Below are 8,340 nucleotides of genomic sequence, written 5' to 3'. Positions count from 1 at the left end.
AAGGTTGAGGTCACGAGTTCGAACCTCGTGTGTCGCTCCACTTTCTTTCTAAGTGGACAGTATAGCTCTCATTGTGCTTAACAATGAAATACGGACGCGGGGTGGAGCAGCTTGGTAGCTCGTCGGGCTCATAACCCGAAGGTCGTCGGTTCAAATCCGGCCCCCGCAACCAAATTCAATCAATAGCATTTGCTGTTGATATGCGACACTAGCTCAGTTGGTAGAGCGCAACCTTGCCAAGGTTGAGGTCACGAGTTCGAACCTCGTGTGTCGCTCCACTTTTCTTTAAGTGAAAAGTAAAGCCTTCATTGTGCTTAACAATTACATGCGACACTAGCTCAGTTGGTAGAGCGCAACCTTGCCAAGGTTGAGGTCACGAGTTCGAACCTCGTGTGTCGCTCCACTTTTCTTTAAGTGGAAAGTAAAGCCTTCATTGTGCTTAACAGTGACATGCGACACTAGCTCAGTTGGTAGAGCGCAACCTTGCCAAGGTTGAGGTCACGAGTTCGAACCTCGTGTGTCGCTCCACTTTCTTCAAAGTGAACTGCATAGCCCTCATTGTGCTTAACAGTGACATTGCGACACTAGCTCAGTTGGTAGAGCGCAACCTTGCCAAGGTTGAGGTCACGAGTTCGAACCTCGTGTGTCGCTCCAAATTTATATTATTGCACTACGCGATAATACATGGACGCGGGATGGAGCAGCTTGGTAGCTCGTCGGGCTCATAACCCGAAGGTCGTCGGTTCAAATCCGGCTCCCGCAACCAATTCTTTTAAGAGAATGTGCGACACTAGCTCAGTTGGTAGAGCGCAACCTTGCCAAGGTTGAGGTCACGAGTTCGAACCTCGTGTGTCGCTCCACTTTCTCTAATGAAAAAGCAAAGTTCTCATCGTATTTAACGGTGACGTAATACGGACGCGGGGTGGAGCAGCTTGGTAGCTCGTCGGGCTCATAACCCGAAGGTCGTCGGTTCAAATCCGGCCCCCGCAACCAATTTCAGACGATAGTTACAGTTTGAGTGGTTGGTATTTTCTAGCTCTCAGATCGTCACGGATGCGCCGCCCAGTTCACTTTGGCTTTCGCTCCATTCCATCGCTCTTTTCATAATGCTGCGAAGCATGAATCCCCTAAAAGCATATCTTAATCCGCATCAAATGATGTCGGACGGTTTCGTTTGTGTTTAAAACACGATATGAATCGGCTGGCGTAATCATTTCATGATGTTCGGAGCGTTTTACCTATGTTAATTAACAGAGTTATCCACATATAACGTTCTGTGGATAAGTTGGTTGATAAAGTGTTTTTAGCTTGAGGATTTTGATGGGTAAAGAAAGATCTTTTCTTTTTTAGGAAGTCTTGGTTGCTGGTGATTTGGTCTTAACTTGTTGTTATTTAAGGTTAAATGTATTATTTCATCGGATCGAATACGTTAAAATACGATCATAACCTTGTCTTTTTTTGATCCTAGTCATTTACTCAGGTTGTGTTTAACTTTTTTTTGCAACCCATTTTTAATCAAATCTAGAATTTTTTTCCACATTACAGAATTGAGAACAGGGTCATGTATTGAGCATGCAAAAAGTGTTTTCAATCTCTTGCATATAGGCTACGCACTAGGCATCTCTAGGTAAGCCTTTCTCAACAATTCTAATTAAACGCTTTTTCTTCGTCTCAATCGGTTCTGCATCTAAAGAAGGGATATGGTTGAGCTGCTGGGTAAGTGCCCATTCGATGTGCTCATCCAGTAATTTACTTTCACCAAGTCGCGCATTAAGTGCGTCTATCACCCGTTGGTTGTATTCTGCATTACCAAGTGCGACAGATATATTACGTAGCCATTGTTCGTGACCGATACGACGGATAGCAGAACCTTCCATATTTTTTAAGAACGTCGCCTCGTCCCATTGGAATAATTCAACTAAGTCTGGATTGTGAAAGCTTTCCCTGCGATGGAAATCTTCTTGTTCGGTTACGTCTGCATAGCGGTTCCATGGGCAGACGAGTTGGCAGTCATCACAGCCGTAGATGCGGTTACCCATCGGTTTGCGGAATTCCTCAGGGATGACACCATCAAACTCTATCGTGAGATAAGAGATACAGCGTCTCGCATCGACAACTTTATCTTCTACAATGGCTTGAGTCGGGCATGACGTAATACACGCTCGGCATTTTTCGCATTGGTCGACACTTGGAGTATCGACTGGCAAAGGTAGGTCAATCAGCAGTTCACCAAGGAAGAACCAAGAACCACACTCTTTATCTAAGATCAGTGAGTGTTTACCTGTCCAACCCAATCCGGCCTTTTGGGCTAAAGGGCGCTCAAGTATTGGCGCAGAGTCGACAAAAGGGCGATAACCAAACTGACCCACTTCTTCTTCTATGAGCTTACCCAACTTGTTGAGCTGCTTTCTGACCAGCTTATGGTAATCACGCCCTAGCGCATAGCGGCTAATATAAGCATGATTTTTATTCGCGAGATTTGAAGCGAATTGCGCTTCTGGCGGTAGGTAGTCCATCCGGACGCTGATAACGCGAACGGTTCCCGGTAATAACTCATTGGGTCTGGCGCGCATCATTCCGTGACGAGCCATCCAATCCATTGAGCCGTGATAGCCAGCATCTAGCCATTTTTGTAGTGCGGCTTCATGTTCACTAAGATCAACGTCGCAGATGCCCACTTTTTGAAAGCCGAGCTCTTTTCCCCAAACTTTGATTTGTTGTGCGAGTTGTTCGTAGTTCATGTTTTATCACCGAGATAAAGGGGGCGGGATCTTAACGGATCTATTCTATTGGTGCTACCGTAAAGTTGAGGTTGGTACTCGGAAATTCGTTTCTCAAATTTCAGGCTGAATGGCCATTGGCGCGTTTCTATCAGCAAAATCATTATGCATGTATCACGGAACCTTCTGCTATGTACGGCGTTCTTATAACTGTGAGTTAAACTCTTTTCGATCAAAGTTAATACTCGGTAAATAAGTTACAGTTTTTGGCTACTTTTTTCGCACATATGACATTTGAAAGCTTGTCTCTCAAAACCAACACGGTTTACTATTCCTGTTCTTTTGATTTTTATATAGTCAACGATCATTAGTTAGAGAAGCATCAATGAGCACGAAACAATTTACTTTAAAAGATGAGCAAGAAACGGTAGCACTGGGCACCGAGCTGGCTCAACTTTGTTCTCAACAAACCACTATTTATCTGCATGGTGATTTAGGTGCAGGTAAAACAACCTTCAGTCGTGGTTTTGTCCGTGCTCTTGGGCATCAAGGAAACGTGAAAAGTCCGACTTATACGCTTGTCGAACCTTACCAATTAGATAAGTGGCAGGTTTACCACTTTGATCTTTACCGATTGGCGGATCCGGAAGAATTGGAATTCATGGGGATCCGAGATTACTTCACAGATGATGCGATCTGCTTGGTTGAATGGCCTGAAAAAGGGCAAGGATTGCTGCCACAACCAGATTTAGATGTAGAAATTCGTTATCAAGGTGAGCAACGCGTCGCTGAGATAACGGCGAACAATGATTACGGTGTGCAGTTACTCAGTCGATTGGAGCTATGTTGAGTCTTTCAAATTTTAGAGCAGTGGCGACGTTTGTCGCCACTTTTCTCCTTATCATCCCCAATTTAGCATTTGCTAACGTCGTTAAAAGTTTCCGAGTGTGGCCTTCCCCAGATGAAACTCGTGTTGTCATCGATTTAGGCTCGGAAGCGGACTATTCCTATTTTTCTCTGTCAGGGCCGGACCGTCTTGTGGTGGATATGAAAGACACCACCATGCAAGCTAAATTGCCAGTGACCGTTTCTGATAGCCCAGTGCTTAAATTGGTGCGTAAAAGCTCGCCTCCAGAGAAAGGCACCTATCGCCTTGTTTTTGAATTAAAGAAAAACGTTCAGGCAGAGTTATTCAAACTCAGTCCAACGCCGGGCGGCCAATATGGGCATCGTTTGGTGATTGACCTGCCACACGGTAAGAAAACCGCGACAACAGCAGCGAAACCAAGCAAACCGGCGACAACCAGCAAAGACATGAGTACCGTACAGCGTGCTCAAGAAGTATTGATCGTGATCGATCCTGGTCATGGTGGTGAAGACCCTGGCTCAATTGGTCCATCTCGTCGCAAGTATGAAAAAGACGCGGTACTGAGCATTTCTCGCAAGCTTGCTGCGCAACTTGATGCGACGCCAGGAATCAAAACGCGCATGACGCGTACCGGTGACTACTTTGTTAACTTAAACCGCCGTGTTGCATTTGCCCGCGAAAATGATGCGCACCTGTTAATCTCAGTTCACGCGGATGCGTTCACGTCACCACAACCTCGTGGGGGATCGGTATTCGTATTGAATACGCGTCGCGCAAACACTGAGATTGCTCGTTGGGTTGAGAACCACGAGAAACAGTCTGAGCTGCTTGGTGGTTCTGGCAATGCATTTGTCACGAACACGAAAGACCGCAACGTGAACCAAACTTTGCTCGATCTCCAGTTCAGCCATTCGCAAAAAGAAGGCTACAAGTTGGCGACCGAAATTTTGGGTGAAATGGGACGCGTCGCGCATCTACACAACACCAAGCCAATCAACACTAGCTTGGCAGTACTGCGTTCGCCACAAATTCCATCGGTCCTTGTAGAGACTGGATTTATCTCTAACCCAACAGAAGAGAAACTGCTGTTCCAACGCGCACACCAAGATAAGTTAGCGCAGGCTATCTCTAAAGCGGTGGTTAAATATCTAAAAGATAACCCACCTGAAGGCACGGTGTTCTCACCTTCCTCTAAACCAATTGTGCACATTGTTAAGCGTGGTGAATCGCTGTCTGTGATTGCGAATAAATACGGTACTAACTCGAAAGCGTTGATGGCCGAGAACAAGTTGAAATCGACCAGCTTAGCGGTTGGACAAAAACTGCGTATTCCGTCAGCTGGCAAAATCCAAGTGCCAAGCAAGCCTATTACAGTAGAGACTGAAACGATTACTCATACCGTTAAATCGGGTGAGTTCTTGGGTAAGATCGCAAGCCACTACAAAGTGAAGCTGTCGGATATTCGTCGTGAGAATAACTTAAAATCCGATACATTATGGGTCGGTCAAAAACTTAAGATCACCGTAGCAGTGAAAGATAAGCCGATCCGCAAGCACAAAGTGGCACGAGGGGAATACCTTGGTAAGATTGCGTCCAAATATGGCGTGAGCGTTGCGAGTATTCGCCAAGCAAACAACTTGCGCTCGGACGAGCTTGCTGTTGGGCAAGTCTTGATCATTCCAAACAAATAAGTAAGTGAGCTTCTAACTCATTATGACGATAAAAATTTTGCCAGCTAGGCTCGCCAACCAAATTGCGGCAGGGGAAGTGGTCGAAAGACCTGCCTCTGTCATCAAAGAGTTGGTGGAAAATAGCCTCGACTCTGGCGCAACCCGAATCGATATCGATATCGAAAAAGGCGGTGCCAAGCTTATTCGTGTTCGTGACAACGGAAAAGGGATTGCGAAAGATGAGCTCGGGCTGGCACTCAGTCGTCATGCAACGTCTAAAATCCATACCTTAGATGATTTAGAAGCGATCATGAGCTTGGGCTTTCGTGGAGAGGCATTGGCGAGTATCAGTTCCGTTTCTCGTCTTACATTAACCTCTCGCCCAGCTGCGCAAGAAGAAGCGTGGAGTGCATATTCGGAAGGGCGTGATATGCAGGTCAAATTGCAGCCTGCTGCCCATCCCATTGGTACCACGGTTGAAGTGCTGGATTTGTTTTTCAATACTCCTGCACGCCGTAAGTTTCTGCGTACCGAAAAAACGGAATTTGCTCACATTGACGAGCTGTTAAAACGCATTGCACTGAGCCGCTTTGATGTCTCGATCAACGTGCGCCATAACGGCAAAGTGATCCGCCAGTACCGTGCGGCTAAGAATCAACTGCAAACCGAAAAGCGTATAGCGGCGGTGTGTGGTAATGCATTTGTGCGTAACATGCTTCGTATTGAGCTTGAGCATCAAGGCCTCAAGTTGCATGGTTGGATCACCACCCCGGATGGGGCTCGTCAGCAAAGCGATTTGCAGTATTGTTACGTGAATGGCCGCATGATGCGGGACAAACTGATCAATCATGCGATCCGTCAAAGCTACGAAATGAGTTTAAAGCCGGATCAATTCGCCGCTTATGTGTTGTTCATCGAGCTAGACCCGCATCAGGTGGACGTGAACGTTCATCCAGCGAAGCATGAAGTGCGTTTCCACCAAGCAAGATTGGTACATGACTTTATCTATCAAGCTTTGGCTGATGCACTGGCACAAAGCTCTGTGATTGATAAGCCGCAAGTCAATGAGTCCGCGTTCCATCGAGCAGAGCCTGAAGTACGAGAAAGCCAATCGGAAACGACGCCTCAATACTCGCCACAACCAGTGAGTACTACTGTCCCAGAGCGTGTGTATCAAGCGATTGATAAAACGCCTACGTACCCTGGACGTACTGATTATGAGATAAAGCCACGCGATCGTGCGCCGAGTGATTCATCTGTGCGTGAAGCGCGCATTGCAGATTCCTTTAAGCGAACGGATTGGATTGAATCCAAACCTGCGCCTAAACCAAGTGTCGGTAAAGAGCGTTATGCTGAACCTGCACCAAGCAAGCGAGAAGTCCACGCTTACCATGAACTGCTAAAAACACCCGACTTCGAATCGCAACAAGCTGAGCAACCGACATCGACAGGGTCCGTTCGAGAAGTGAGTTTGCCTCAAGTTACAGCGTTGGGGAAAGCGTTGGCCGCTGTGGATGAACAATTTGTTCTGATGAGCAGCGACAGTGGCGTAGCATTAGTTTCATTACCTCGAGCTGAGTTCTATCGCACCAAAGGTCAGTTGACGCCAAGTGAAGGAGCGTTAAAAGCGCAGCCTTTATTAGTACCGTTGTCGATGAAGTTGGACACTGACTTAGTGAAGTTGGCACAAGATTATCAACAAGACTTTGCTCAGTTGGGTATCCAATTAAAAGCCAGAAATGATAAAGCGCTAATGGTCATGGGCGTGCCAGCACCATTACGCCAACAAAACTTACAAAATTTAGTGCCAGATCTGTTATCTTACGCGCAAACGTGGATGAAGGGAGAAAAGGCGTCAACTCAGATGCTTCCTGCGCTGATCGATTGGCTTGCTGTGCAGGTCACAACGGTCAAGAGTCACTATACTCTCTCTGAAGCCATTCAAATTATTGCGGAACTTGAACAGTTAAGGCATGGTCAATTGCCACTAGACGATAAAACATTCGTATCTGCTGTTGATTTCTCTGCCACGATAGCCAAATTAAAACCATGACAGACAAACTACCTTTGGCTCTTTTCTTGATGGGGCCAACTGCATCAGGTAAAACCGAGCTAGCGATTCGCTTGCGTCAAAAGTTTCCGGTTGAGATCATCAGTGTGGATTCTGCATTGATCTACAAAGGAATGGATATCGGTACGGCAAAACCTGACGAAAGAGAGTTGAGTTTAGCGCCTCACCGCTTAATTGATATCCTAGATCCTAGCGAATCTTATTCGGCGGCGGACTTTCGCCGCGATGCTTTGCAAGCGATGGATGATATTGTTGCAGAAGGAAAAATTCCGCTCCTAGTGGGTGGTACAATGCTGTATTACAAGGCATTACTTGAAGGCTTATCACCTCTTCCTGCTGCAAATCCTGAAATTCGTCAGCAAATTGAACAAGAAGCATTGACTAAAGGTTGGTCAGTGTTGCACGATGAACTGAAAGAAATTGATCCTGTATCAGCTGCGAGAATACATCCAAATGATCCCCAGCGTTTATCTAGGGCGTTGGAAGTGTATCGTATTTCAGGTAAAACTCTTACTGAGTTGACTCAAACTAAAGGTGAAAGCCTGCCGTACCGAGTTAAACAGTTTGCAATAGCTCCCAAGGATAGGGCAGAACTTCACCGTCGCATTGAACTGCGTTTCGACAAAATGATGGAAGCGGGTTTTGAAGAGGAAATGAAAGCGTTGTATGCGCGCAAAGATCTTCATCCGGATCTTCCCTCTATTCGTTGCGTTGGTTACCGACAGATGTGGGAGTATTTAGATGGGGAGTGCACACGTGATGAAGCTGTATTTCGTGGCGTATGTGCGACTCGTCAATTGGCCAAGCGTCAAATCACCTGGTTACGCAGCTGGGATGACTTAACTTGGTTGGATAGCGATAACATTGAGCAGGCACTCGAAACCATGTCAGAAGCAATAGCATCTGATTGAGATAGCTGTGTATAATGTGATCGTTTTTGCGTGAACGCACTCTCAAAGGATCTGTTGTTGGCAGTTTTTATACTATGCTGCTAATTACTTAGAGTGCATT

5 protein-coding genes and 8 tRNA genes are annotated in these 8,340 nt (G+C 46.2%); 12 read left to right on the top strand and 1 reads right to left on the bottom strand.

The features are described from left to right. Positions 1-95: 95 nt before the first annotated feature. The 8 genes from ACF8OV_RS13625 to ACF8OV_RS13590 all read left to right on the top strand — a co-directional run bounded on the left by ACF8OV_RS13625 (position 96) and on the right by ACF8OV_RS13590 (position 993). Positions 96-172 (top strand) — tRNA-Met (locus tag ACF8OV_RS13625). 30 nt (positions 173-202) lie between these two features. Beyond that, positions 203-278: transfer RNA gene (locus tag ACF8OV_RS13620), tRNA-Gly, on the top strand. Positions 279-327: 49 nt separating this feature from the next. Continuing rightward, positions 328-403 (top strand) — tRNA-Gly (locus ACF8OV_RS13615). 49 nt (positions 404-452) lie between these two features. Further along, a tRNA-Gly gene (locus ACF8OV_RS13610) sits at positions 453-528 on the top strand. Positions 529-578: 50 nt separating this feature from the next. Next, positions 579-654: transfer RNA gene (locus ACF8OV_RS13605), tRNA-Gly, on the top strand. A 35-nt stretch (positions 655-689) separates the two neighbouring features. Next, positions 690-766 (top strand) — tRNA-Met (locus ACF8OV_RS13600). Between the two features lie 18 nt (positions 767-784). Further along, positions 785-860: transfer RNA gene (locus ACF8OV_RS13595), tRNA-Gly, on the top strand. A 56-nt stretch (positions 861-916) separates the two neighbouring features. Continuing rightward, a tRNA-Met gene (locus ACF8OV_RS13590) sits at positions 917-993 on the top strand. A 620-nt stretch (positions 994-1,613) separates the two neighbouring features. Here ACF8OV_RS13590 and queG read toward each other — a convergent pair. Beyond that, on the bottom strand, positions 1,614-2,741 hold the full coding sequence (gene queG / locus ACF8OV_RS13585) for a tRNA epoxyqueuosine(34) reductase QueG (RefSeq protein ID WP_203505011.1): 1,128 nt from the start codon (positions 2,739-2,741) through the stop codon (positions 1,614-1,616). A gap of 364 nt (positions 2,742-3,105) precedes the next feature. Between queG and tsaE the strand changes: the two genes are divergently transcribed. From tsaE to miaA, 4 genes are read left to right on the top strand one after another with little or no spacing between them, the layout of a single operon-like run. Further along, on the top strand, positions 3,106-3,570 hold the full coding sequence (gene tsaE, locus ACF8OV_RS13580; RefSeq protein WP_005457080.1) for a tRNA (adenosine(37)-N6)-threonylcarbamoyltransferase complex ATPase subunit type 1 TsaE: 465 nt from the start codon (positions 3,106-3,108) through the stop codon (positions 3,568-3,570). After that, positions 3,564-5,279 carry an N-acetylmuramoyl-L-alanine amidase gene (locus ACF8OV_RS13575; protein ID WP_029810424.1) on the top strand — a complete coding sequence of 572 codons (1,716 nt, stop codon included), beginning with the start codon at positions 3,564-3,566 and terminating at the stop codon, positions 5,277-5,279. Before tsaE ends, ACF8OV_RS13575 begins: the two co-directional genes overlap by 7 nt. Positions 5,280-5,301: 22 nt before the next feature. After that, entirely contained in the window at positions 5,302-7,311 is a 2,010-nt protein-coding gene (mutL, locus tag ACF8OV_RS13570; RefSeq protein WP_140263132.1) for a DNA mismatch repair endonuclease MutL, read from the top strand. Next, on the top strand, positions 7,308-8,240 hold the full coding sequence (gene miaA, locus ACF8OV_RS13565) for a tRNA (adenosine(37)-N6)-dimethylallyltransferase MiaA (protein ID WP_005480058.1): 933 nt from the start codon (positions 7,308-7,310) through the stop codon (positions 8,238-8,240). The genes mutL and miaA overlap by 4 nt, the downstream gene beginning before the upstream one ends. The last annotated feature ends 100 nt before the right edge of the window (positions 8,241-8,340 follow it).

It is taken from the genome of Vibrio sp. GLN_1, from assembly GCF_043106015.1.
Taxonomy (GTDB): domain Bacteria; phylum Pseudomonadota; class Gammaproteobacteria; order Enterobacterales; family Vibrionaceae; genus Vibrio; species Vibrio parahaemolyticus.
This window is presented reverse-complemented; position numbering and strand designations above follow the sequence as displayed.